The organism is Formosa sediminum (genome assembly GCF_007197735.1).
GTDB lineage: Bacteria > Bacteroidota > Bacteroidia > Flavobacteriales > Flavobacteriaceae > Formosa > Formosa sediminum.
Genome location: NZ_CP041637.1, coordinates 3515915 through 3539179 on the forward strand (window position 1 = coordinate 3515915; position 23265 = coordinate 3539179).

Below are 23265 nucleotides of genomic sequence, written 5' to 3' on the forward strand. Positions count from 1 at the left end.
CTATAATGAACACGGAACGCTACCTTACTAAATCCAGATTTAAATTAGGATTGGAATGCCCAACAAAACTATTTTACACACGTAAATCAGAATATGTAAACCAACAACTCTCAAATCCGTTTTTAGAAGCCTTGGCAGAAGGTGGGTTTCAGGTAGAAGAACTAGCACGAATGCAATACCCTGATGGAATTGCAATTCTAGGTAATGATTGGAATTACGGTCTTTTGGCACAGAAAACAGAAAAGCTGCTACAACAAGATCAAGTTGTGATTTTTGAAGCAGCCTTTCTATACAACAGTTTATTTATACGAGTAGATATTTTAGAAAAAAAAGGAAATCATATAAACCTTTTTGAAGTTAAGGCTAAATCGGTAAACGCAAATAACCATGAATCTTTCATAGGAAAGCGCGGAGGGCTTACTGCTGGATGGTCTACCTACCTTTATGATGTTGCATTTCAAAAATATGTAATACAAAAATGCCACCCAGATTGGAAAATTAAATCTTTTTTAAAACTAGTAAATAAAGATGCAGTTGCCACGGTCGATGGTATAAATCAGTGTTTTAAGATTTCAAAATCATCCGATTTAAGAACAGGAATAATTAAAAAGGAAGGCTTGCTGTTAGACGATCTTGGTGAGAATTTATTATCGGATATTAATATAGAAGTAGAGCTTGAGTATATCTATAAAAATAATCCACTTAATGAAACACTAGGTTTTGAAGCATTACTTATTATGTTTCGAGATCATTATGCTCAGGACAAGAAACTAATAGAGCCCATCGGAAGTCAGTGCAAAAGTTGTGAGTATTATACCGAACCCCCTACTGAAAGTGCAAAAAGTGGATTCCATGACTGTTGGACTACTCAGTTACAAATTACTAACCAAGCAGCAAATATGCCCAAGGTGTATGATGTTTGGAACTTTAGAGGGGCAAAGAAATTAATCGAATCTGGAAAATATTTTATCTCAGATTTAAACGAAGCGGATGTAAATCCGCAATCCGAAGCGCTTAAAATTTCGAATTCAGAAAGACGTTGGATACAAGTGGAAAAGGAGCAACAAAATGACAACACCCCATTTATAGAATTAGACGGCTTAAAACTAGAAATGTCCACCTGGGTTTACCCTTTAAATTTTATTGATTTTGAGACTTCTATGGTGGCTTTACCCTTTACGGCTGGCAGACACCCATACGAACAAACCGCTTTCCAGTTTTCCCATCATATTGTTTATGAAGATGGTCGCATAAATCATGCTACAGAATATTTAAATGCTACTGTTGGGGAATTTCCCAATTTCAAATTTGTAAGAGCATTAAAACAAGCTTTGGAAAAAAATGAGGGAAGTATTTTTAGATATCACAATCATGAAAATACAGTTTTAAATCAAATTCATGATCAGTTAGCGGATTCCAATGAACCAGATAAAACCGAACTTCAGGCATTTATAGAACGTATTACACACTCCCCGGGAAATCGCACCAAAAAATGGCAAGGAACACGTGATATGATAGACCTGTACCGCGTAGTAAAGGATTATTATTATCACCCCATTACCGAGGGTTCGATATCAATCAAGGCTATTTTGCCGGCAGTATTAAATTCGAGTATGTTTTTAAAAGAAAAATATGCTAACCCAATAGAAGACATACAAGTAACTAGTAAAAATTTTAATGAAGATCATGCTTTTATTACTATAAAAGACGGTCTAGTTATTAGTCCTTATAAAACACTCCCTGCTTTATTTGAAGATTGGTCTGAAAACCAGTTGGAAGATTTAGTTTCAGAAATGAGTTCTATTTCAGATGGAGGGGCTGCCCTTACTGCATATAGCAAATTACAATTTGAAACGATGCAGGAAAGTGAACGTTTGGAAATATCAAAAGGCCTTTTAAAATATTGCGAACTAGATACTTTGGCGATGGTTATGATTTATGAATATTTTAAATCATTGTAATTAAAATTTACACCGACATATTTTGACGGACTTACAATATACATTTGTTGAATAACATTACTTTATTTGATAGAATTATGAGTAAATCTATAAAGAAAATAAAAATTCATGGTATTACATCTGCAACATCAGATAAGGGTGCAAAAAACAATTCCGAGATGGCATTCAGATCATTAAGAAAATAAATGGATAACACTGCCTAGCTTCAAGAAAGCTTTCTAGCAAAACATATTTATATCACTATTTATAAAAATAGAAAAAATTATGAACATACTATACATTCACGGCTTAAATGGAAGTTTAAGTGCTGAAAAAAGAACAATTTTAGAAAAAAAAGGAACAGTATATGCGCCTGCGATAGACTTTGAAAACACACCAGATAGCATAGTACAAATTATAGCAAGTTATCAAGAAATAGACATCAATGTTGTTATTGGCTCTAGTATGGGAGGATTTGCCGGGTATTATGTTTCTAATGCATTGCAACGTCCAGCTTTGCTTTTTAATCCTGCTTTAGCAAAACGATCGGTATTGCAAAATGTCCCTGAATTACCTTATAATAAAAGCGTGCTAAAACACATTATTTTAGGCACAGCAGATAACGTTATAGACCCAAAGGATACGTTACAATTTCTTGGGAACACTATAGCATTTCACCCTGAGTACTCCATTCATTTGTATAATGATTTGGCACATCGAATTCCCGTAAAAATATTCGAAGAAGCTGTCTCAGAATTTTTCAGTAAACTTTGTTATTAATTATGAAAAAATTGTTTCTAGATGATTTAAGAACGGTGGATATGGTATATTCTAAATTTATGGTTTCAGAATTTGATGTTGTAAGAAGTTATCATGAATTTGTAACATTTATCATTAAAAATGGCCTTCCAGAATTCATCAGTTTTGATAATGATTTAGGTTTAGATGAAAACGGAGAACTTGCACCGGATGGTTTGGCTGCTGCTAAATGGCTAGTGTACAAATCGGGCTTAGATTTAAGCAGTTTAGAGTTTCATGTGCATTCTGCTAATCCCGTTGCTGCTGAACAAATTCGTGGACTTCTTAGTAATTATATTAATTTTTTAAATAAAAATAATTCCAATTTAACGATTGTGAAGGAAGATGAAGAGAACATAAATGAATTGGAAAGTCTTAAGCAAAGTTTTATAGAGGTTAGAGAACTCCTTAACGGGAAGGAATCGAAAGTATGTTTTTTTGATTATTTTGGCATTGATATCAACGATAAAAATATGAATATAGACGAAACTTTACAGCAAATTATTGAGTATAAAAAAAAGACCTTAAAAATTCCTAATACAGAAACTTTAGACGATATCAAAGAAATGGAAAACTATGATTATGAAATTACATCTTTGATTTTCGACTATTGTCTTTCTAAAAATTACAATATTAATGGGTTTCCTATAAAATACTTAGATTTCATAGAACAAGAAGATGAAGATTTTTATGATTTTTTAAGTTTTGAGATCAAATCATATTATGGGCTTAAAAATGCACTACTCCACGAGGAGGTCTTATTATTCTTTAAGACTTTTTACTACTATCCAGAAACTTCAGATCATACTGATGAGGCTTTTAGGGAAGATATCTTATTGGGAGTCCGAATTTTAGAGGACACAGGTATCAGTCTTGAATTTAATAAAGAAGAGTATTAATATGCTCTATAAGATTAACATATACCTGTTACTAACCCTTTAACAATTTTTAAAAGAAATTTGAAATTTATCCACCCTACATCCTATCCCAATCCAGAAAATAATACTGATTTGAGGAATTTCATTAAACTATATTATGGCAAGAAATAAAAGAAAAGGGATCCAATACCCCAAACAATTCATGAAAACCATGAAAAAAATTAAAAGAAAACGTATGCGAAACTTTCCATTGCAAACCCCCATAAAAGAGCAAGAGTTTAACACTGCCTCTATGGTATTGTAATTTGGAGCCATATTTGAGATTACATTTTCGTAATAGGACTACTTCATAATTTATTGATTTTTTTTCTTCTTGAATACCCGGAATAGCATAGTCCCCGAAAATTATTTTAAAGTGGTAATAGTGTTCATTAATTTTCTGTTTATTTAAATCAAATAGCTTCAACCTCAAGCAGCCTGTGCTGTAAGGTTAAAAAATCCGTTTTCTAATACACAATACTAGTTAACAACCTCACTTCATGTTCTTTTGCTTTCCAATTTTTCTCTGGATTTAGCAAACAAGTGCAATTAAATCCTCATTCTATATTTTATCGAAATTTCCATATTAGGATCTTTGCCTTGATTATTTGCTTCTACAAGTCTAATTATCGAGGCAACAAATGCGACTACTATTCCTATTAAAATATATTTGAAAAGTCATTAAAATGAAATCGTCTTATACGGCCGATTATTTGTAATAACATATCAACTATAGTTACGATTACGAAGAATATACAAATCTTCTCAATAGGTTAATTTCCTTTTTTCATTGTTATTAAAATAGGTTTGATAAATCACAGTATGGATTGATTTAATTTTTTAATTCCGTTGAACTGATTAAACCTAAAGGTTTTTTATAATATTTATTATTTTCATCTGTAGTTAAAGATATATGTTGCCATTTATAAATTAAATTCTGAAGTACATTCGGTTCAAATTTAAAAATTGGGCGTATGGTTAATTTGGTTCCAGAAGTCTTGTGAATGTTGTTTTTTTCAAAATAACTAAAAGAATCTCCAGACTCAAAAATGAAATTATTTGTCATAATATATCTGTCATGAGGTGTTTTTCTGGATAGTATAATAGATATATTTGAGAATCTTATATCGTGTTCATGCAAGGATTGTTCTACAAAACTATAAAGTTCGTCAACTGAACTATAAAGCGCTTCCCCTGGTTTAATAAAAAAGCTAATATTTATTCCTACACTACCTGGCTTAAGTATCGTTTTTAATAAAGGGATAATATTTTCTTTAAAAGCTACATTGTCCTTTAAGCAATAACGATCACTTATAAGAATATCTCTAAAACTATGTTTGTACTCAAATAGTTGTTCCCAATGCGTCAGAATTTCCTCTTCTTTTCCAACGGCGTAATGCTGAACATAAAATATGCGCTGCTTAGAAATTGTTTTCCATTTTAATAAGTCATTTTCAGGAGTTATAAAAAAATAGGGGTTATTCAACTCGTATTTTTCTGCACTATGATTATATTCTCTACCTAACCAAAACGAGCTAAACGGATGCTTTAATTTACTATACACATCCACGCGTTTAAGGTTCCTAAATTCGTTTTGACAATGTGATGAAATTTTAGTGTTATTTCTACCTGTGGTAAATTTATTTATTAAAACGGTTGCTAATTGTGCCGTTTTATTGTCTAGTTCATTTATTACTTGTTTTAAATCCGTCTCAAGTTTAATGTCAGATTTTGATTTAAAAAAATCAAAAATCTCAGCTAGAGTATCAGCCTCTTCAGAAAATCGTTCAGAGTTTGAAAATGTTTTAAAAAAATGTATAAGATAAAGGTCATCAATATAAGAAATCATCATAGCGCTTTAATTTAAATTAATTAAACCTAATGATAGATTAGATGCTTCATCAAAAAAACCTTCCCCAAAATCATTATTCATAAAACCATCATTTCTAATATCTAATTTATAAACCTGCTCTTCTCCTTCAGGTATAAAATTTGGATCATATAAATAATAAACAGCAACATTACCTGAGACAATACCTTTCTTACTAGCTATTAAGTATTGTATTTTTCTAATTAAATACTCTGAATGGGTTTCGATTAGAAAGTAGCAACCAAACTTAAGAAAGGCATCACAAAATAATTCAGCCAATTTACTTTGAAGCGAAGGATGTAGGTTAGATTCTGGTTCTTCAAATAATAAAATGGAATCTTTTTCAGTGAAGGCAAGTGTAATAATAGTTTGTATGATTTTATTAATACCTAGACCATTATCATTTAATTGAATCTCATTGCCCTGAAAGTCTTTAATAAAAATCGTAACACCTATAATATCATATTGTACTTTAATGGGTTTAGTTATTAGCTCTTGGCCTATCTTAAAATTTTTAAGCCATTTGTTTATAAAGTGTAATGTTTCTTCTTTTAAGTCATTATCTAAACTTTTTGTTCCAAATAATAAAAAAGGATTGTTAGAGTTTTTTTCTTCACTAAAAATAAAATTTCTAGTAAATAAACGGTCTTGCAAATTAAAATTAATTTTGTTCATAAAGTTAGAAATCTCTGAATATGAATCTGTAAATACGTTTTCAAAAACTGTTTTTATAGATTCAAAATAAATTTCAAATAATGATTTCCCATCATATATACCACATTCTTTTAAGTCAGGATCTATAGTTGTCACTTCACTTACTTTTATTTTACCCTTAAATATATCAACTTCTAGCGGACTAAGGTGTCCAATTTCTTTTTTAATAATCGTTTCACACAATTCTTTAAACATTAAGGTTGCTAAAGGTGTTTTGTAAACTTTAGTAAATAACGATTTAACATTTTCAAACTCAGTATTAATTTTAAGATCAAAAATACTACGGGCAGTGACGAAATTAAAATCCTCAAAATTTTTGTAATTATTATTTAAAAACGTTAAAAATTTTATAACAAAATAATTCTCGAACTCTAATTGAGCTTTTACGAAATCAGCCTTTGTAAAAATATTTTCAGCTATTAGAACAGATTTAATTTCTTGAATTTCTAAATCTGTAATACTTGTATTTAAAATATCTGGATCTCCTAAAACTAAATTAGTAATAGGCAAGTTAAATAATAAATCTTCAGAATAATGATCAAAAAATACTTCTGTAAACTTTTTTTGGTTAATGTTAAAAGGTTCTCGCTGATTCGTGTTTTCGTTCCATATATTATAGAAAAAATCGGATGGATCTATTAAAGCATCCTGCCACTCTGGAGGTGTATTTTCTATTTTCTTATCCATTATGTCATGTACCTTGTTTCTGTTAAATATGATTCCTTTGTTTTTTAATTCATTTACAAATACTAACTCCTCTTTGGTTAGTGCCTCTTTTTTTTCCAGCTTAGTGTCTAGGATAAAGATTTTATTTTGTAACATTCCAGAATCCCTAATACTAATTAGGTAATTATGTATGGTAGAAAAATTTGATTTTTGCCCATTTCTATTTAAGGAAGCTATCAATTCATTACTTCTACTATAATCACCTTCTATATTTTTCTGCGCAACATATTCTTGTATTGGCTGATAATTAAAACTGAAAAGTAATTTCTTGTCGTGGAAAAATTTTGCGGATGTTATTTCAATATTATTTATTTTTTTTCCATAAGTAAGTTCTATTCCTAATGGTATTCCGTACTCACTATCATATTCAAAACTAAAAGTCATGGCGTCCGACTTAGTACTTCTATTTAAATTAGATTCAAATTCACCAATCTTAGAAACAATTTCGTTTTCAAATTTTAAAGACTCTAGATTAGGTTTATTATTATCGCTTTTAAAATTACTATTCAACAGTTTAAACATTTTATAAATAGTGCTTTTACCACTATTATTTGCTCCTGTAAGAACCGTTAATGGCTTTATTTCAAATTCATGTAATTCCTTAAAAACTCTTATATTCTTAAACCCGATTTTTCTAATCATAACTTTAATTAATTATTTAAATTTAAATGTATTGATTTATTAAAAAAATGAAGTGGTATTTTCTTTAAAAAAATCATTTTTTCTATGCCTAGATTTATTTCTAAATACTAATAACCTTTTAATTGTTTAGTAAATAATTTGCTTTGATCTTGATTTAATGCCTTATTAACAGCTTGTTCTATAATAGAAAGTGTTCTCCCCATATCTAATTTATAGCCTTCTACTTGTGAAGCTTTCTTTAAAGTGTCTAAAAGCAATTTTTTCAAATGAACTCTCAAGGCATTCTTGCTATAAATCTCGCATCGAAATGTTTGTTCTGCAATTAATGTTCTATTCTTCAGGTCATAGATTTTAATACCATTTAAAAAACTATGTGTATGCCCTATTCCTATATCTTCTTTTATTATAATACCCTCAACTAAACGTAAACTATTAAAATATGTGTTACCAGCTTTAGATGTATAGCCCTCGGTGACTACTGAATTTAATGACCTAGAATAATTTATATTAGTTGTTGTTAATCCAAATTTTTCTAAAAAAGTTGTTTCGTTATTCATTGCTTATAATAGTTGTTGTTTCGAACAATGCAAACTTCTATTTGATGTATGCATTCTTAGTGCACAAATAAATTATATTTACATATTACAAATTTTATTCATGTTATACTTGCCTTTACACTATAGTATATCAGTAGCCTAACAACTATTATTAGATTCAGGAAAAGATAATGTTTTAATTAATGTTTAGAATTACATATATTTCTAAAAGAATTAGATACAAACCATGCCTAACACAAAACACGCCATTATAAGATACCAAGCATTAGATAAATGCTTTCGAAATTCCGCTAAAAGATTTTTTATAAACGATCTAGTCGAAGCTTGTCAAGTTGCAGTGGAAAATTTTACAGGAAAAGCTGAAGGTGTACAAAAACGGCAAGTATATGATGATATCGCCTTCATGGTTAGTGAAAACGGTTATAATGCCCCTATAGAAAAGGATAAGGTTGGTAGAAAAGTATATTATTACTATTCAGACATAAATTTTTCTATTAATAACCAACCACTTACAGAATCAGAAGCATTAGAACTTAAGGAAACATTAGTAGCCTTAAATAGATTTAAAGGATTACCACAATTTGAATGGATTGAGAATATGACTACCAGATTAGAGGCTTCATTTCAATTCGGAGAACAGGCGAATGAAATTATAGAATTTGATCAAAATGAATTTTTAAAAGGTAAGGAATTTATGAATTCCTTATATCATGCAATTATTAATAAAACAGTTTTAAACGTTTCGTATAAAAGTTTTAAGCTATTAGGAAATTCTCTTATTGAGTTTCATCCCTATTACTTAAAGCAATATAACAATCGTTGGTTTATTTTTGGTAATAACCCCAAATTCGATAACATTACAAACTTAGCTTTAGATAGGATTATTAAAATTGATATAACAAACAAACAATATTTGGAAACCCATATTGATTTTAAAGAATATTTTGAAGATATTATCGGTGTTACATATTTTGAAAATAAGAGGTCTGAGAAAATTGTACTGCAGGTTGAAAAAACGTTGTGGCCATATATTAAAACCAAACCTTTACATGGTTCTCAAAAAGTAAATGAAATACAACACGATTATGTGTTAATATCCTTAGAGTTAATTCCAAATTACGAGTTAGAAAGTATGTTGCTTCAATTTGGAGAAAGATTAACTATTATTAAGCCCGATTCATTACGATTATCCATAGTACAAAGGGTGATGAAAATGAATGAAAATTATAAATGTGCAGATTAATTGCATTCATTTATTGAATATTTGTAATAGAAAAAAACAAAATGAAATCATGAAAATAAATATTAGTAATTTCAGAGGCTATAAAGAGAATATCGAATTTGATTTACGTCCAATTAGTTTACTTATCGGCGCTAATAATAGTGGAAAAAGTTCATTTACCAAACTGTTACGGCTATTTAAAAACGGGATTGAAAGACTGAATTTTTCTGAAGGAAATCATAATTTATCTAGTTATGAGAGTGTACTAAATAAGAATGTGGATAGTAAACAAATGAAGGTTAAGGTCTCGGGAGCAATATCGTTTTTAAACGAGGAAACTACCCAGGTATTAGTATATACTAATGAGCCTTTTAATAAAGGCTATGAGGAAGAAAGCTATCCGGAGGCGTATTTAGAATCGTATAAAACGTATTATAAAAACGAAGTGCTGGTTCAAAAGATTAAAACTACAATTGTAGAGACGCAGCTGAATAATAATGAAGAATTTGAAGTTGAAAGTGATTCATTTTTGTACAGTGTTAATTTAGAATTGTTAATTCAAATCTTATATAACCAAGATATTTCTATTCCTAAAAAAGTTACTCTATTTGACTTTAATTTAAAATCTAATGTATTTATAAATGCAACTAGTTTAAGTCAATTAAGTCACGAAAATTATACAATTGAACCATTCGATAAAAAGCATTCTACTAAACAACTTGAAGAATTAGATAAAATAAGGTTGTATGGTGATGTTCCAGAACTAAATCTTAAAAATAATGATTCCTTTCTACTGTTTTTATTAGCCTTGAAAAATGAGTTGAATTTTATTGAAAAGGACTATTTACTATACGATGTCTTTTCTAATGGAAAAAATATTACTCAACATACCTCAGATGTCATAAAAGAAGTTCAATTTAAAAACCGCTATGTTACTAACCTATCTGAACTGAAAATTCTTACAGAAAATATAAAAAAAGAGCTTGAGGAAGTACTTAGTCCTATTTATGGTTTAATAGTAATAAAAGAAAATGCTCTTGGCAATATTATTTTTAACCTAAAATTACCTGCGCAATTCCAATTTAGTAATGCAATAACTACATTTTTTGGATCTCTCATTAATTATGAAGACCAACTTAATGCCTTGTTTAAAAAAGTTGAATATTTATCACCAGTAAATAAAAAGCACAACAGAATTTCTTTTTCTGAAAACTCTTTTGAGTTAGACCAATTATTGTATAAGTTTTTAAAAGGAAAAAATAACAATAGTAATAAACTAAATTTAAATGACTTAAGAGAAGATTTTATTCGGAAGTCTTTAAATATATTTGGAATTAAAGGGGAGTTTCAAACAGAATTACTGCATAATAAATATATTATTCCAAAAATTGTAGAAGGTAATAAAAATTTGTATTTAGATGAATTAGGGCTTGGTATTTCACAAATTTTAACTATAGTTTTATTTCTATTCGCATTTGAAGACGATTCTTATAAAGACCGTATTTTAATTATTGAAGAACCAGAGACCAATTTACATCCTAATTTCCAATCTAAATTAGCCGATGTATTAGCAATGTATTTAAGATATATTCCCACGAATAATGGTTCTATTATTATAGAAACCCATAGTGAGTATCTTGTAAGAAAATTACAATTTCTGGTAGCCTCAAAAGATGTAGAAATGACTACTGAAGATGTTATGATTCATTATGTGAATTCAGATGATAATGTAAGTGTAATTGAGCCTAAAGTAAAACAAATTGAAATTAATGAAAACGGTGGACTAACAGATACTTTTGGACCAGGCTTTTACGATGAGGCTACTAATTTACAGTTCCAACTGATTCAACTTAATAATGCACAAAGTAATTAAGTTATGGACCTTTATATTGAAAAAGCTTTTTTAGACGATTTCTATCTAACTGTAGATTTAAAACAACTAAATCAGGCTCAAAATTGCGTGATGAACTTCTTTAAAGAGTATGGTAACATAAATGCCTTTTTAGATATTAAAGTTAATAGTCTTCAAGAATTAGAAAATCTGAAATCTGAAAATTATGTATTTAATTATTTAATCAATGACAAAGCTTATAAATACGTATCAAGCGTAAAAGACGCTTTCTTTATTCAGGATAGTACCAACCAGACGGTGATTTTTACTCAAAATTCCGAACCCTGGTTTTCTGATGCAGAAGCTAAAGGGGCTTTATGTTTTTCTATCGAGAATTATGAGAGTAAAATATCAAAATTAATTCAAAGCATTGAAAGTATAAATTTTGATTTTGATGAATTGCCAAGTTGGAAATGTTTAGAAGAATTAAAAGCATTTCCCAATAACAGTATGATTATTTGTGATAATTATTTGTATGAAAAAGGAGGAAGAAAAATTAAAAATAACTTAATTCCAATTTTAGAATCTGTAATGTTACCTAATTCATTGTATCCATTCACATTAAAGATTTTCACAAAAGAAGTGCTCAAAAAAATATACGATAAACAAAAAACGATTAAACAATTAAAGAAACATAATAGTTTTATTCAAAGCAAATTGACTTATTTAGGACGAAAAATAGTAATTCAAACATCCAGCACAGCATTTAAAGATTATGATTTACACGCACGCGAACTAGTATCTAATTTCTATATGGTAACTTCAGGTAGAGGATTTAATGTGTTTCCTCGTGAAAATACGGGTGTATCTAATGAAATTATTATAGCCAATTCAATCTTTAATAAGTTGGGATATAACAGGATTTACAAACGACTTAAGTTGTATAATGAGTACCAATTAAAACTAAAGAAAATAGAGTCTATTAATTTTATTTATCATCCAGAAAAATAATTTTTTTATGTGTGTTCTTTAAATGCACACATCTAAGTGTTATTTGTCGTGTTCAAATAAAAACACAGTTTAATGTCAGGAGGTATAACTATTTTAGATTATTTACATTTCGATTGTCCAACAACAGAGCAAAAACAAGTGTTACTAGAAATGTCTGACTTTATTAAGGAATCGAGTAGAATGGATTTCTTTATACTTTGTGGTGCGGCTGGTACAGGTAAAACATCTATTACAACAGCCCTTATTGGCTATTTAAACACAAAAGATATAGTTTATAATATCGCAGCTCCCACTGGTCGTGCGGCAAGGATTTTAGGCAGAAAATCTAACACTATTAATAGTACTATTCATTCTTTAATTTATAGCGTGAAGTCTAACCCTAAAAATGGAGAAGTTGTTTTTCAATTAAAGCATAATGAAGAGAAAGAGTTTTCTGTATTTATTATAGACGAGGCGTCTATGATATCATCCAAAAAAGATGCCATTGAAGGAAACATCTTTAAAAGTAAAAATGCACTTCTTGCGGATTTAATTCGTTTTGTAAAAAATGGAAACCCTAATAATAAAATAATCTTTTTAGGTGATAAAAATCAATTACCTCCTGTAAATGAAAAACAGTCTTTAGCTCTATCTAAACCATACTTGTGTGATACATTTAATTTAGAAGGAATTTCAAAACTGTTAACTACAGTAAAGAGGCAAGAAGATGGAAGTTATATCTTAAAAAACGCAAACCTAATAAAGAAAGGAATTGAATCTAATATGCAAAAAGTTCCTCTAATTGGAGTAAGAAAACAATCTATAAATGAAGCTTCTAAAACGTATTTGAACGATTATAAGTCCAAAGGTCAAGATGCGGTCATTTCCATAGGGGCGACACATAAAATGAACATGATGTTTAATTCAGTTATAAGGTCTAAGATTTATGGTCGATATCCTAAATCTTTAATGGTAGACGATTTATTATTGATTTCTCAAACTTGGAGACGAAATGATATTCAACTTTATAGTGGTGACCATGTTGTAGTTAAAGAAGTTAATTTAAACGAAATTGAAACAGTTGCTGGTTTATCTTTTGTAAAAGTTAAATTATTAGGTAAAAATTTAGAGGGTAAAGAAGAAGAAATAGTAGATTATTTATTATTAGAAAGTATTCAAAATCCTCAAGGATTAAGTGCTAAACATGAAAATGCTTTAAGACACGAGCGCTTTAAGAAAAATAAAGTGTATAGAGAAAGTGGTAAGCCTTGGGATGACAGGTATGTTGGTGCTATTAGGGCGACTTATGGGCATTCTATTACATGTAATAAGGCACAAGGTGGTGAATGGGATAGGGTGTTTATAAATTCATATTTTATGCCCTCATTAAAATTTCAGTATACGGCAATAACAAGAGCTAAACAAGATGTTTTATTTTATTAAGAAACTATCTTTAAAAAGTAGTGAGAGACATAGTAATTATAAGAAACATAGCAAAACTACTTCATTATTTACCATATTGTTAGTTCAAAACTTCCTTTTTTATTTGAACTTCATTATCATACTAATGGTTAAAGTAACTGTAGAATTTTATTCAATTACACAGGTTACCAAATGCCCTACTAATTCATAAATTCTACCACCAAAAAACACCAATAACCACGGAATAAAATTAAGCCTTAAATAGTACCATTTCAACCCCTTATTCTGTACTTATTCTGTACTACATGAAATAAAAAAAGGCTTCACATTTCTGTGAAGCCTTGTAAACTCTAGTAGCGAGAACGAGATTTGAACTCGTGACCTCTGGGTTATGAATCCAACGCTCTAACCAACTGAGCTACCTCGCCATATTTTGAGGGTGCAAATATAACAACATTTTTAATGTGTACAAACATTTTTTAATAAAAGTTATTTTTTATTTAAATTATAAAGAAAGTATATAATTAATGTATATATTGAGCCCAATAATTTTTGAATTAACACATGGAAGATAAAATAAAATTTGAACTTGAATTCCCAATTCACGCCTCTCCAGCCCTTTTATATCAATACATTTCTACGCCTTCTGGTTTATCAGAATGGTTTGCTGATAACGTAAATTCTAGAGGTGAACTTTATAAATTTATTTGGGATGGAGCCGAAGAACAAGCAAAAGTAATAAGTAAAAAAAGTGGTGAACGTATTAAGTTTAGATGGCTACATGACGAAGATGAACCTTATTTCTTTGAGCTTCGTATTCAAGTTGACGAAATCACTAAGGATGTGTCACTTATAATTGTAGATTTCTCTGATGAAGATGAAATTAACGAAACTAAAATGCTTTGGGAAAACCAAATTTCAGATTTAAAGCATGTCTTAGGTTCTGTATAAAGGTTTTTTATATATTTTAAAGTATATTTGCCCGAAATTTATTCGGGCTTTTTTATGATTAACTTTAACGGTACAATTCAAGATAATAACACGATTTTAAATGCTAATAATAGGGGTTTTGCTTATGGCGACGCCTTATTTGAAACGATTAAAACATCTTACGGAAAACTTTTATTCTGGGAAGATCATTATTTTCGTTTAATGGCATCTATGCGAATTTTACGTATGGAAATCCCTATGAATTTTAATATGGAATTTCTTGAAAGTGAAATTAATAAAACTTTAGAAGCAAAAGGTTTAACTTCTAGTTCTGCACGTGTTAAGCTTACCGTTTATAGAAACGAAGGTGGATTATATTTACCAGAAACTAATAATATCTCTTTTATTATTGATGCCAAACCATTACCTAATGATTTTTATTTGATTTCTGAAAATGCATATGAAGTAGATTTATTTAAAGACTACTACATTTCTCCAAGCTTATTATCTACGTTAAAAACAAATAATAAATCTTTAAATGTTGTTGGTAGTATTTTTGCAAAAGAAAACGGTTTAGAAAACTGTTTAACTTTAAATACCAATAAGAATGTGGTTGAAGCTTTAAATGGAAATGTTTTTATTGTAAAAGGAAACCACATAAAAACGCCTCCTCTATCAGATGGATGTTTAAAAGGAATTATGCGTAAACAACTCTTGGATATCATTAAAGATATACCAGAGTATACATTAGAAGAATCATCCATATCTGCATTTGAATTACAAAAAGCCGATGAAATTTTTCTAACTAACACCATAGTAGGAATACAACCTATTACCAAATATCGTAAGAAAAAGTTTTTAAATATAGTTTCTAAAGCATTGATTCAAAAATTAAATGTAAAAATGAGATTGGGTTAATTATAACTAGGATTTTCTGGTGCATTAGACCAAATGCTGTATTCGCCACCAAATTCTAGCATTTTCTCTTTCCAAAACGACTCATAATCCTTTTCAATAATAGAATTTTGGTAAACATTTTCTGTTACTACCCAAGAATTAACACTTAATTCTTGATCTAATTGATTGCTTCCCCAACCAGAATAGCCTAAAAAGAATCTAATATCTTTTTCTTTAATCTGATTATTAGCAATAAGATCTGCTACAACATTAAAATCGCCACCCCAAAAAACACCTAGAGAAATCTCAATACTATCTGGAATTAATTCTGGTACTTTATGAATAAAGTACAAATTATCTTGTTCTACAGGACCTCCATTATAGACTTTAAAATTTGCGTCCATATTTGGAATTAGGTCTTTAATTGTAAATTCTAAAGGCTTATTTAAAATAAAACCTATAGAACCTTCACTGCTGTAATCTGCTAGTAGAACTATTGATCGATTAAAAGATACATCTCCTATAATTGATGGTTCTGCGATTAACAAACTACCTTTTTTTGGTTTAATTGTAATCATATTTCATAGGAATTTATAACTAAATCTAATATTATTTTTGTTAAAATCCAATGTTTGATTAAAATATAATAAAAAAAGCCTTCTAAAACAGAAGGCTTTTACTAATTTATTTAAAGTAAATGATTAGTTTACAGCTCCAGATAATTCAGATCCAGCTTTAAATTTAACAACTTTTTTAGCTGCTATTTGGATTGTTTTTCCTGTTTGAGGGTTTCTTCCTTCTCTTGCTGCTCTTTCAGAAACTGAAAAAGAACCAAATCCTACTAAAGATACTCTTTTTCCGTCTTTTAAAGCTCCTCCTATTTCAGTAAGTGCACTCTCTAATGCTTTTTTTGCAGCGGCTTTTGAAATTCCTGCTTGTTCAGCCATTGCATCGATTAAATCTGTTTTGTTCATAATTTTAAATTTAATTAATTAATAAATTGTTGGTTAAACTTTTAAATCCAATACAAATTTATACGGATTAGTCGACCAACCAAGCAATAGCAAGGGAAATTGGCGTATTTGTTAATAACTTCAATCATTTGTTAATAACAGATGTGCATTTCATCGATTTATTCTTAAGACGAGCTATAATAAGGGTTTACAGCATTTTTGCATCTATTTTAAAATCGTAACCGTTTAAAAGGTCTTTTGCTCCCATATTTCGCTTTCCAGGAAGTTTCATTGCTTTTATATTTATAAATCCTCCTGTAACAGCCACCTTAATTTCTTTTTTAGTATTATGACATGTTCCTATATCAAAATTATGAGACTCTAACTCTATGGTTGCTTCATAAATTTTAACATCTAAAACATCATCTCCGTTTTCTAGAATACTCCAAGCTGCAGGATACGGGCTTAAGCCACGTATTTTATTATATATTGCTTCTATGGATGCTGTCCAATCTATTTTACAATTATCTTTATTTAATTTGTAGGCTGTTTTTAAATCAGAATTTTCTATTTGGGGAGTTGTATTTACTGTTCCTTCTTCTATACGCTTAACTGTTTTTAAAACAAGTTCGCTTCCTAAATGCATTAGTTTATCATGTAATGTTCCTGCATTATCGTGTAATTCTATAGAAACAGCTTCTTGTAAAATCATTTCACCAGTATCTATAGCTTCATCTATAAAAAATGTAGAGACACCTGTAATCGTTTCACCATTAATAATAGCCCAGTTAATTGGAGCTGCCCCTCTGTAATTTGGCAATAAAGAAGCGTGTAAATTAAAAGTTCCAAATTCTGGCATATTCCAAACCACTTTAGGTAACATTCTAAAAGCTACTACAATATTTAAATTGGCATTAAGTGCTTTTAATTCGGCTAAAAAGGCTTCATCTTTTAAATTTGCAGGCTGTAAAACTTTTAAATCTTGAGACACTGCGTATTGTTTTACTGCACTTTCATTAAGTTTTCTGCCGCGTCCAGCAGGCTTATCTGGCGCTGTAACCACACCAACAATATTATAATTATGTTCGACTAATGTTTTTAATGTGGAAACAGCAAAATCTGGTGTTCCCATAAATACAATATTTAATGTTTTCATTTTTTTTATGTTTTTAAATTACATCTCTTTAAGTTATTAAGTATGATATAATTTATATGTATTTGTTTTTGTAACAGCAACAATTTGATGTTCTAACAATAATTTAAGTACACTTAATACATCTGCTTCTGTGCAGTGTATCGCATTTGCTAATGCTCTAGAAGATAAATGGCCTTGTTCTAAATGTAAAATAATTTGCTTTCTTATAACTGTAAAATCTACGGGTTTAGTTGATTTTATAGTTTTGGCAGCACCAACACATACTGAACAAATCCCACAAGGATTGCCATCTTTTTCTCCAAAATATTGTAATAATTGGATGGTTTTACATACAGTATCATTACTTACATAATCCAAAACACTTTGTACTTGGTTTTGTTTTAAATTATTTTGTTGCTCTATAATACTTGCAATTCTATTTATTGTTTTATCGTCTTCACGAGGTACAATAAAAGTAACTTGAGCATCTGTTTTAGTTTGTTGTAAACTTATAATTTCGTCTTTTGCTAAGGTAGCTAATGCTTTTAAGAGCACATGCTCCGGAATGGAAGCTTTATCTGAAACTAATGTTGTATTTATTTTAGTTGGATGCTCAAAAATACCTCCATACGTTCTTAATAAGGATTTTACTATAAGTTGTAATTCTGTATGTGTATCTAAATAATGAAATAATGATACATTAGAAATTATAAACTGTACTAATGTTTTATTCTGAAATTGTTTTGTTAACGTAATTATACTAGTTCGATCTAATATTTGCAATGCATTAAAAGCTAAGACACCATTAAATTTGTATACTTTACAAAACTCATTAAAATTAAAATCGTGTGTAGTTAACGCACCTTCTCCATATGAAATCTGACAATAATTTGAGAGTTTCCTATATACTTGCTTTATAAATGCAATATTTGGTAAGACCTCTAAAAACTGATTTCTAACTAATACTTCATCACTTTTGTTTTTAAGAATAACCGCGAACGCTTTTTCTCCATTACGTCCAGCTCTTCCCGCTTCTTGAAAATAACTTTCTAAACTATCGGGTAAATTTAAATGAATAACGGTTTTAACATCGGGTTTATCTATCCCCATTCCAAAAGCATTCGTTGCAACCATAACTTGTGTTTTATTTTGCAACCAATCGTTTAAACGATCGTCTTTTTCATGATTACTTAAACCGCCATGAAAAGCAGATGCCTCTATACCTTTAGAGTTTAAAAAATTAGCAATCTCTAATGTTAATTTTCTACTTCTTACATATATTATAGATGGTGCTGTATACTTTTTTAATATAGTTTCTATTCGATAATATTTATCATCTTCATGAAACACCATATAGGCCAAATTTGGTCTATAAAAAGATTGTTTAAAGAGTTTAGGTTTTATAAAATCGAGTTCAGAAATTATATCATCTACAACAATAGGTGTTGCAGATGCTGTTAAGGCCATACAATTTACTGTAGGTTGCAACCTCCTTAAAGTTGTTATATTTTTATAAGCAGGTCTAAAATCATTTCCCCATTGCGAAATACAATGGGCTTCATCAATAGCTATTAAATTTACATGCATTTGTTTAATGCGCTCTTGTACTAACTCCTGCTGAAGGCGTTCTGGAGAAATATATAAAAATTTATATTTTCCATAAATGCAATTATCTAACATGGTATCTAGCTGGTTGTATGTGAGTCCGCTAGTAAGCGCCATAGCTTTTATACCTTTATCTTGTAAAACCTGCACCTGATTTTTCATAAGGGCTACAAGAGGAGAAATCACAATACAAATTCCTTCTTTTGCTAAAGCCGGAATTTGAAAACACATTGATTTACCACCTCCGGTAGGCATCAATACAAAAACATCTTCGCCTTCAATAGCTGCCTGAATAGCCTCTTCTTGAAATGGTCTAAATGTTGTATAATTCCAGTAGCGTTCTAATATTTTTATAGGATGCTGCATTACAGCGATTTAATTTCTTTTAATATATAATCAGCTCTATTTTCAACCGTATCAAAAGGAACATCAATTAAAGTATAATTAAATCTTTCATACATATTAACTAAACAGTCATGTATTTTTAAAGCTTCTTCAAAACTTTCATAACGAACCGCATCACTCTTATAAATTTCTTTCCATGGTTTTAAAATAAAAACATGATCGTAAACCAAAGATTCGCATACGTTTGTAAATGTTTGCGGATATTCGTCACCAATAAAATCCATATATGCCAAAACGTCGTGTACACCTCGATCTAAAAAAATATAAGGTTCTACACTTAAATTTGCTTCATTAAACTGCGCTACACGACCATTTAATAAACGCTCACTAAACAATAATGGTTGCGTTAAAAACATCTGTTCTACACCGTCTTCTCTTGCTTGCAAGGTCACTTGCCTTGATATTTCTTCTAAACAAGAGTAGCCCATTTTTTGCAATTGGTGAATGATTGATGATTTACCTGTTCCAGGTCCTCCTGTTATAACAATTTTTTTCGTATTCAATTTGGCAAGGTTTTGGTTGTAAAATTCGTGATTTTAATCAGAAATAAAAAATGCTAATGAAATAGTATATTAGCAACTTAAAAAATAACTATGAGCGAAAAAAAAAATACAGAGGAGTTTTACGAAAAATTAAAAACACAATTATACGATACAACCGTTTGGCCATCTGAATATTTATATAAATTTATTGTAAAATCAGAACCTAAAAAAATTGCAGAAATAGAAGGTATATTTAATAATTTAGGAGCTGTAATTAAAACACAACCTTCAAAAAATGGTAAATATACCAGCATATCTATTAGCGTAAAGTTAAAAGATCCAGAAACTGTTATCGAAAAATATAAAGAAGTTATAGAAAACGTTGAAGGTGTTATCAGTCTTTAATTTTTTTTTGTATTTTGCGAAGGCATAATTACTTCGTGCACATTTTAATACTACACTAATATTTTGATAGATAACATAGAATACAACACCGAGCGTGAACATTTGATTATTCCTGAGTATGGAAGACACCTTCAAAAAATGGTTAATCACGCCAAAACCATTGAAAACAGAGACGACAGAAATAAAGAAGCAAATGCTATAATTGCTGTTATGGGAAATTTACAACCTCACCTAAGAGATGTCCCTGATTTTCAACATAAACTCTGGGATCAACTCTTTATCATTTCGAATTTCGAATTAGATGTAGATTCACCTTATGGTGTACCGGATAAAGCATTACTAGAAAAAAAGCCAGATCCATTAGATTATCCTCAAAACTTTCCAAAATATCGTTTTTATGGAAATAACATAAAAACTATGATTGATGTTGCCAATACTTGGGAAGATGGAGAACTTAAAGAGGCCCTAATTTATAGTATTGCTAACCATATGAAAAAGTGTTTTTTAAATTGGAATAAAGATACGGTAGATGATAATGTAATTTTTAATCATTTATATGAGTTGTCTGACGGTAAAATAAATTTAAAAAATACAGACGAAGATCTTTCTGATGCTTCCAGTTTATTACGCAATAAAAAGAAATACAACTCGTCTACAAACTCGAAAAAGACATACAAAAAAAACACAAACACAAATTCTAACCGTAATAGAAAACGCTACTAATAGCTATGGCTACATTTATTATAGAAGGACAACACCAATTAAAAGGTAGCATCCAACCTCAAGGCGCTAAAAACGAAGCTTTACAAATTTTATGCGCCGTACTTTTAACTGCAGAAGAAATTACTATTAATAATATCCCTGATATAGTTGATGTTAATAAACTTATAGACCTTTTACGTAACCTAGGTGTAAAAATTACAAAACTAGATAAAGGGTCCTACACCTTTAAAGCAGACGAAATCAATTTAAAATATTTAGAATCTGAAGCCTTTAAACAAGACGGTAAAGGACTTCGTGGTTCTATCATGATTGTTGGTCCGCTTTTAGCTCGTTTTGGTAAAGGTTATATTCCTAAACCAGGTGGAGATAAAATTGGACGTAGAAGATTAGACACCCATTTTGAAGGTTTTATAAATTTAGGTGCCAGTTTTAGATACAATAAAGAAGATCATTTTTATGGTGTTGAAGCTAAAAAACTTAAAGGTACTTACATGCTTCTTGATGAAGCATCGGTTACTGGTACCGCAAATATTGTAATGGCAGCCGTTTTAGCAGAAGGCAAAACTACAATTTATAATGCTGCTTGCGAACCTTATTTACAGCAACTCTGTAAAATGCTTAACCGTATGGGAGCCAAAATTAGTGGCATAGGCTCTAACATGTTAATTATTGATGGTGTAGACTCTTTAGGCGGAACAGAGCACCGTATGCTTCCTGATATGATTGAAATTGGAAGTTGGATAGGTCTAGCAGCAATGACAAAAAGCGAACTTACAATTAAAAATGTAAGTTGGAAAGATTTAGGTCTTATTCCAAATGTATTTAGAAAGTTAGGTATTACAGTAGAAGAACAAGGCGACGATATTCATATTCCTGCACATACAGAAGGCTACGAAATTCAAAATTTTATAGACGGATCTATTCTTACCATTTCAGACGCTCCATGGCCAGGGTTTACCCCAGATTTACTTAGTATTATATTGGTTGTGGCTACACAAGCTCGAGGAAGTGTTCTTATACATCAAAAAATGTTTGAAAGCCGTTTATTCTTTGTAGATAAACTTATTGATATGGGAGCTAAGATTATTCTTTGCGATCCACATCGTGCAACTGTTATAGGGCACGATTTTAAATCGAGTCTTAAAGCGACTACTATGACATCTCCAGACATACGTGCTGGTGTATCTTTACTAATTGCAGCTCTATCTGCTAAAGGTACCTCTACCATTCATAATATTGAACAAATAGATCGTGGTTACGAAAACATAGACGAACGTTTAAGAGCTATAGGCGCAAAAATTAAGCGATTGGATTAATAATAATTCAATACCTTTTAAAATATAAAACGAGCACATAATTAAATTATGTGCTCGTTTTATTATATAATAATATCCTTATAAATTAGCTTAATGCTTCTTTTAAAGCTTCAACAACTTCTTTTTCTTTATCACTAAATTTTACACCTCCAAAACCTAAAAAATCACCTTCTGTTCCTGATTTAGCGACACTTTGCGCAATGTCTAACAACCACGATTTATATTCTGCAACTGTAGCTTCAGATTCTTTTTCTTTAAGTACTAACATTGTAGATTTACAGTCTGCTAACACATTCACAATTAATTCTTCATTGGTTTTTACTTCATATGCCTTCAATCTATTTTTAAAACGGGTTTGTTCATCGGTGACATCTTCTAACACAACATCTACTTCTTTAGTTTGTGGTATAATGGTTTGAATTAATATATTATTTGGATACTTTTCTTTAGCTTCTAAAAAACTTTTAGCTGTAGCCATCATCTCTTTGGTAGATCCTACAAGCCCACTTTGTTCAACTCCTGCTACAATTGCTCCTACTAATTGGGGTAATACTGCAATTTTATTCCATTCCTCTTCAGAATATTGTTTTAATTTACTCATTAGTGTTCCGTTTTTTTTAATTTATATGTTGAAGATACGGAAATAAAAACACATTTGTAAATTACATTTTAGACAATATCGCATTTATTAAATGATGATAAAAATTTGCGTTTGAACTAAAAAAGATAATCTAAAATTGAAAAACTTAAATTTAAAACTTATCTAAATTTTATAAATAAAGAAT

Annotated in this window: 22 protein-coding genes and 1 tRNA gene; 13 read left to right on the forward strand and 10 right to left on the reverse strand. The window is 29.8% G+C overall.

Translation table 11 applies throughout. The features are described 5' to 3' along the window. Positions 1 to 5 precede the first annotated feature (5 nt). From FNB79_RS15430 to FNB79_RS17300, 4 genes are all read left to right on the forward strand, one after another. Positions 6 to 1961 carry a DUF2779 domain-containing protein gene (locus FNB79_RS15430; protein WP_143382211.1) on the forward strand — a complete coding sequence of 652 codons (1956 nt, stop codon included), beginning with the start codon at positions 6 to 8 and terminating at the stop codon, positions 1959 to 1961. Positions 1962 to 2225: 264 nt separating this feature from the next. Then, positions 2226 to 2720, forward strand: coding sequence for a YqiA/YcfP family alpha/beta fold hydrolase (locus FNB79_RS15435; RefSeq protein WP_143382212.1), 495 nt, complete (start codon positions 2226 to 2228; stop codon positions 2718 to 2720). 2 nt (positions 2721 to 2722) lie between these two features. After that, positions 2723 to 3637 (forward strand): cyclic-phosphate processing receiver domain-containing protein, encoded by a 915-nt coding sequence (locus FNB79_RS17420; RefSeq protein ID WP_246073290.1) that lies wholly within the window; start codon positions 2723 to 2725, stop codon positions 3635 to 3637. A 136-nt stretch (positions 3638 to 3773) separates the two neighbouring features. After that, positions 3774 to 3920: a hypothetical protein gene (locus FNB79_RS17300; RefSeq protein ID WP_185967792.1), complete on the forward strand. Its 147-nt coding sequence runs from the start codon at positions 3774 to 3776 to the stop codon at positions 3918 to 3920. Positions 3921 to 4487: 567 nt separating this feature from the next. On the opposite strand, the gene FNB79_RS15445 is transcribed toward FNB79_RS17300, so the two are convergent. The 3 genes from FNB79_RS15445 to FNB79_RS15455 all read right to left on the reverse strand — a co-directional run bounded on the left by FNB79_RS15445 (position 4488) and on the right by FNB79_RS15455 (position 8164). Then, positions 4488 to 5507, reverse strand: coding sequence for a hypothetical protein (locus FNB79_RS15445; RefSeq protein ID WP_143382213.1), 1020 nt, complete (start codon positions 5505 to 5507; stop codon positions 4488 to 4490). Between the two features lie 6 nt (positions 5508 to 5513). Then, the gene (locus FNB79_RS15450) at positions 5514 to 7607 is read right to left on the reverse strand and encodes an AAA family ATPase (protein WP_143382214.1); all 2094 of its coding nucleotides are present in this window, start codon (positions 7605 to 7607) and stop codon (positions 5514 to 5516) included. 107 nt (positions 7608 to 7714) lie between these two features. Continuing rightward, positions 7715 to 8164, reverse strand: a complete 450-nt coding sequence (locus tag FNB79_RS15455) for a hypothetical protein (RefSeq protein ID WP_143382215.1) — start codon at positions 8162 to 8164, stop codon at positions 7715 to 7717. Positions 8165 to 8390: 226 nt separating this feature from the next. Between FNB79_RS15455 and FNB79_RS15460 the strand changes: the two genes are divergently transcribed. From FNB79_RS15460 to FNB79_RS15475, 4 genes are all read left to right on the forward strand, one after another. Next, positions 8391 to 9407 (forward strand): helix-turn-helix transcriptional regulator, encoded by a 1017-nt coding sequence (locus FNB79_RS15460; RefSeq protein ID WP_143382216.1) that lies wholly within the window; start codon positions 8391 to 8393, stop codon positions 9405 to 9407. 49 nt (positions 9408 to 9456) lie between these two features. After that, the gene (locus FNB79_RS15465; protein WP_185967793.1) at positions 9457 to 11259 is read left to right on the forward strand and encodes a DUF3696 domain-containing protein; all 1803 of its coding nucleotides are present in this window, start codon (positions 9457 to 9459) and stop codon (positions 11257 to 11259) included. 3 nt (positions 11260 to 11262) lie between these two features. Further along, complete coding sequence (locus tag FNB79_RS15470; RefSeq protein WP_143382218.1) at positions 11263 to 12228, forward strand: hypothetical protein; 966 nt, start codon at positions 11263 to 11265, stop codon at positions 12226 to 12228. 72 nt (positions 12229 to 12300) lie between these two features. Beyond that, positions 12301 to 13650, forward strand: coding sequence for an ATP-dependent DNA helicase (locus tag FNB79_RS15475; protein WP_143382219.1), 1350 nt, complete (start codon positions 12301 to 12303; stop codon positions 13648 to 13650). 333 nt (positions 13651 to 13983) lie between these two features. Here FNB79_RS15475 and FNB79_RS15480 read toward each other — a convergent pair. Beyond that, positions 13984 to 14057, reverse strand: a tRNA-Met gene (locus FNB79_RS15480). Between the two features lie 136 nt (positions 14058 to 14193). On the opposite strand from FNB79_RS15480, the gene FNB79_RS15485 reads away from it, so the two are divergent. Both FNB79_RS15485 and FNB79_RS15490 read left to right on the forward strand, forming a co-directional pair. Beyond that, positions 14194 to 14580 carry an START-like domain-containing protein gene (locus FNB79_RS15485; protein ID WP_143382220.1) on the forward strand — a complete coding sequence of 129 codons (387 nt, stop codon included), beginning with the start codon at positions 14194 to 14196 and terminating at the stop codon, positions 14578 to 14580. A gap of 54 nt (positions 14581 to 14634) precedes the next feature. Further along, positions 14635 to 15477: an aminotransferase class IV gene (locus FNB79_RS15490; RefSeq protein WP_143382221.1), complete on the forward strand. Its 843-nt coding sequence runs from the start codon at positions 14635 to 14637 to the stop codon at positions 15475 to 15477. Here the strand turns inward: FNB79_RS15490 and FNB79_RS15495 are convergent. The 5 genes from FNB79_RS15495 to FNB79_RS15515 form a co-directional block, all read right to left on the reverse strand. Next, a complete protein-coding gene (locus tag FNB79_RS15495; RefSeq protein WP_143382222.1) occupies positions 15474 to 16034 on the reverse strand; it encodes a YqgE/AlgH family protein in 561 nt (186 codons plus the stop codon). The two genes, FNB79_RS15490 and FNB79_RS15495, sit on opposite strands and share 4 nt — an antisense overlap. A 123-nt stretch (positions 16035 to 16157) precedes the next feature. Beyond that, positions 16158 to 16430: an HU family DNA-binding protein gene (locus FNB79_RS15500; protein ID WP_143382223.1), complete on the reverse strand. Its 273-nt coding sequence runs from the start codon at positions 16428 to 16430 to the stop codon at positions 16158 to 16160. A 187-nt stretch (positions 16431 to 16617) separates the two neighbouring features. Then, positions 16618 to 17565 (reverse strand): methionyl-tRNA formyltransferase, encoded by a 948-nt coding sequence (fmt, locus tag FNB79_RS15505; protein WP_143382224.1) that lies wholly within the window; start codon positions 17563 to 17565, stop codon positions 16618 to 16620. A 36-nt stretch (positions 17566 to 17601) separates the two neighbouring features. Next, complete coding sequence (locus tag FNB79_RS15510; protein ID WP_143382225.1) at positions 17602 to 19515, reverse strand: RecQ family ATP-dependent DNA helicase; 1914 nt, start codon at positions 19513 to 19515, stop codon at positions 17602 to 17604. Further along, complete coding sequence (locus FNB79_RS15515) at positions 19515 to 20057, reverse strand: AAA family ATPase (RefSeq protein WP_143382226.1); 543 nt, start codon at positions 20055 to 20057, stop codon at positions 19515 to 19517. Before FNB79_RS15515 ends, FNB79_RS15510 begins: the two co-directional genes overlap by 1 nt. A 90-nt stretch (positions 20058 to 20147) precedes the next feature. Here FNB79_RS15515 and FNB79_RS15520 point away from each other — a divergent pair, with 90 nt between their 5' ends. The 3 genes from FNB79_RS15520 to murA all read left to right on the forward strand — a co-directional run bounded on the left by FNB79_RS15520 (position 20148) and on the right by murA (position 22480). After that, entirely contained in the window at positions 20148 to 20441 is a 294-nt protein-coding gene (locus FNB79_RS15520; RefSeq protein WP_143382227.1) for a DUF493 family protein, read from the forward strand. 63 nt (positions 20442 to 20504) lie between these two features. Next, on the forward strand, positions 20505 to 21164 hold the full coding sequence (locus tag FNB79_RS15525) for a DUF4290 domain-containing protein (protein ID WP_143382228.1): 660 nt from the start codon (positions 20505 to 20507) through the stop codon (positions 21162 to 21164). Positions 21165 to 21169: 5 nt separating this feature from the next. Beyond that, positions 21170 to 22480 (forward strand): UDP-N-acetylglucosamine 1-carboxyvinyltransferase, encoded by a 1311-nt coding sequence (gene murA, locus FNB79_RS15530; RefSeq protein ID WP_143382229.1) that lies wholly within the window; start codon positions 21170 to 21172, stop codon positions 22478 to 22480. 85 nt (positions 22481 to 22565) lie between these two features. Here the strand turns inward: murA and FNB79_RS15535 are convergent, their stop codons facing one another. Next, positions 22566 to 23081, reverse strand: a complete 516-nt coding sequence (locus tag FNB79_RS15535; protein ID WP_143382230.1) for a hypothetical protein — start codon at positions 23079 to 23081, stop codon at positions 22566 to 22568. Positions 23082 to 23265 lie beyond the last annotated feature (184 nt).

Excerpts from the sequence above, each read along its gene's own strand:
- FNB79_RS17420 (WP_246073290.1), top strand. The coding sequence starts at position 2,723 with ATGAAAAAATTGTTTCTAGATGATTTAAGAACGGTGGATATGGTATAT.
- FNB79_RS15510 (WP_143382225.1), bottom strand. The coding sequence starts at position 19,515 with ATGCAGCATCCTATAAAAATATTAGAACGCTACTGGAATTATACAACA.
- FNB79_RS15520 (WP_143382227.1), top strand. The coding sequence starts at position 20,148 with ATGAGCGAAAAAAAAAATACAGAGGAGTTTTACGAAAAATTAAAAACA.
- FNB79_RS15435 (WP_143382212.1), top strand. The coding sequence starts at position 2,226 with ATGAACATACTATACATTCACGGCTTAAATGGAAGTTTAAGTGCTGAA.
- FNB79_RS15430 (WP_143382211.1), top strand. The coding sequence starts at position 6 with ATGAACACGGAACGCTACCTTACTAAATCCAGATTTAAATTAGGATTG.
- fmt (WP_143382224.1), bottom strand. The coding sequence starts at position 17,565 with ATGAAAACATTAAATATTGTATTTATGGGAACACCAGATTTTGCTGTT.
- murA (WP_143382229.1), top strand. The coding sequence starts at position 21,170 with ATGGCTACATTTATTATAGAAGGACAACACCAATTAAAAGGTAGCATC.
- FNB79_RS15450 (WP_143382214.1), bottom strand. The coding sequence starts at position 7,607 with ATGATTAGAAAAATCGGGTTTAAGAATATAAGAGTTTTTAAGGAATTA.
- FNB79_RS15455 (WP_143382215.1), bottom strand. The coding sequence starts at position 8,164 with ATGAATAACGAAACAACTTTTTTAGAAAAATTTGGATTAACAACAACT.
- FNB79_RS15500 (WP_143382223.1), bottom strand. The coding sequence starts at position 16,430 with ATGAACAAAACAGATTTAATCGATGCAATGGCTGAACAAGCAGGAATT.
- FNB79_RS15445 (WP_143382213.1), bottom strand. The coding sequence starts at position 5,507 with ATGATGATTTCTTATATTGATGACCTTTATCTTATACATTTTTTTAAA.
- FNB79_RS15475 (WP_143382219.1), top strand. The coding sequence starts at position 12,301 with ATGTCAGGAGGTATAACTATTTTAGATTATTTACATTTCGATTGTCCA.
- FNB79_RS15485 (WP_143382220.1), top strand. The coding sequence starts at position 14,194 with ATGGAAGATAAAATAAAATTTGAACTTGAATTCCCAATTCACGCCTCT.
- FNB79_RS15495 (WP_143382222.1), bottom strand. The coding sequence starts at position 16,034 with ATGATTACAATTAAACCAAAAAAAGGTAGTTTGTTAATCGCAGAACCA.
- FNB79_RS15470 (WP_143382218.1), top strand. The coding sequence starts at position 11,263 with ATGGACCTTTATATTGAAAAAGCTTTTTTAGACGATTTCTATCTAACT.
- FNB79_RS15460 (WP_143382216.1), top strand. The coding sequence starts at position 8,391 with ATGCCTAACACAAAACACGCCATTATAAGATACCAAGCATTAGATAAA.
- FNB79_RS15465 (WP_185967793.1), top strand. The coding sequence starts at position 9,457 with ATGAAAATAAATATTAGTAATTTCAGAGGCTATAAAGAGAATATCGAA.
- FNB79_RS17300 (WP_185967792.1), top strand. The coding sequence starts at position 3,774 with ATGGCAAGAAATAAAAGAAAAGGGATCCAATACCCCAAACAATTCATG.
- FNB79_RS15490 (WP_143382221.1), top strand. The coding sequence starts at position 14,635 with ATGATTAACTTTAACGGTACAATTCAAGATAATAACACGATTTTAAAT.
- FNB79_RS15535 (WP_143382230.1), bottom strand. The coding sequence starts at position 23,081 with ATGAGTAAATTAAAACAATATTCTGAAGAGGAATGGAATAAAATTGCA.